This is a genomic window from Micromonospora echinofusca (assembly GCF_017614955.1).
In the GTDB taxonomy this organism is placed as follows: Bacteria; Actinomycetota; Actinomycetes; order Mycobacteriales; family Micromonosporaceae; genus Micromonospora; species Micromonospora echinofusca_A.
In genome coordinates this window covers 1-1,193 of the sequence record NZ_WVUH01000660.1, presented here as the reverse complement: position 1 = coordinate 1,193, position 1,193 = coordinate 1, and the positions used below count along the sequence as shown (strand labels likewise).

The 1,193-nt window shown below is 67.0% G+C and carries 2 protein-coding genes and 1 pseudogene; all 3 read right to left on the bottom strand.

The annotated features are described in order from the left end of the window. Window positions 1-223 (bottom strand): annotated as a pseudogene (locus tag GSF22_RS33680) (3-aminobutyryl-CoA ammonia-lyase); the annotation flags it as partial. Next, window positions 220-972, bottom strand: coding sequence for an OAM dimerization domain-containing protein (locus GSF22_RS33675; RefSeq protein WP_208817930.1), 753 nt, complete (start codon window positions 970-972; stop codon window positions 220-222). The pseudogene GSF22_RS33680 and the gene GSF22_RS33675, both read right to left, overlap by 4 nt. Next, window positions 969-1,193: lysine 5,6-aminomutase subunit alpha TIM-barrel domain-containing protein (locus GSF22_RS33670; RefSeq protein WP_280117036.1), on the bottom strand; the 225-nt coding region annotated here is incomplete at its 5' end. The genes GSF22_RS33675 and GSF22_RS33670, both read right to left, overlap by 4 nt.

Below are 1,193 nucleotides of genomic sequence, written 5' to 3'. Positions count from 1 at the left end.
CCTCCAACACGTCCCCCGCCCGCATCGGCGCCCGGAACTGCACATCCGCGTACGACGCGAACAACCCCTCGTCACCATCGGTACGGATACACACCTCCGTGGCCACATCCCCGAACAACCCCAACGCGTACGCCCCGTCCACCAGGCTCCCCGCGTAATGGGCATGCGAATACGGCACATACCGCCGGTGCGTCACCGTCAACCCGACCCGGGGGTCACTCATACCTTCGCCGCCTTCTTCGTGATCAACGCATGCACCAGGTAACTGGCCACCTCAGCCGGCGTGGTCCCCCGACCGAAGATCCGGTCCACCCCCAGCTCCGCCGCCATCAACTCGTCGAACCGCGGCCCACCGACCACCAGCAACGGCCGCCGCCCCGCCGGCATCGCCTCCCGGAACGCCGCCGACATCTCCCGCGTGTTGTGCAGATGCGCATCCCGCTGCGTCACCACCTGCGACACCAGCACCGCATCCGCCCGCTCCACCCGGGCCGCCTCCACCAACTCCGGCACACTCACCTGCGCACCCAGGTTCGTCACCTTCAACTCGCGGTAGTACTCCAGGCCCTTCTGCCCGGCCACACCCTTCACGTTCAGGATCGCGTCGATACCCACGGTGTGCGCGTCCGTACCGATACACGCCCCCACCACCGACAACTTCCGCCGCAACCGCTGCTTCACCACCGTGTTGACCTCCTTGGCGGACAGCAACGGGAAATCCCGCTCCATCACGTGCACCGCCGACAGGTCCACCAGATGATTCACCCGCCCGTACACCACGAAGAAGGTGAACCCGTCACCGATCGGCTTCGCGTGCACCAGCATCGCCGGATCCATACCCATCTTCCCGGCCAACTGCAACGCCGCACCCTCGGCCCGCTTGTCGTGCGGCACCGGCAACGTGAACGACACCTGCACCATGCCGTCACCCGTGGTGTCCCCGTACGGCCGCACGATCGTCCGCTCACTCATGCCGCCGACCCCTCCAGGATCTCCGTGGCCGGGTTGTAGTAACCCTCCTCGTGCCGGGCCACCCCATCGCGGCCCTTACCCCGATCCGCCGGCCGCTTCATGATCCCGAACGTGCCCTCCGCGATCGCCGTCAACAACGACTGCTCACCGATGCGCTCCAACAACTCGACCGCCTCACCCAACACCCGGTTCGCCCGCTGCTGAATGAACCCACCCGGCGC

What these genes read in the sequence shown, in the direction of transcription:
- GSF22_RS33675 (WP_208817930.1), bottom strand. Translation starts at nt 972, where the DNA reads ATGAGTGAGCGGACGATCGTGCGGCCGTACGGGGACACCACGGGTGAC.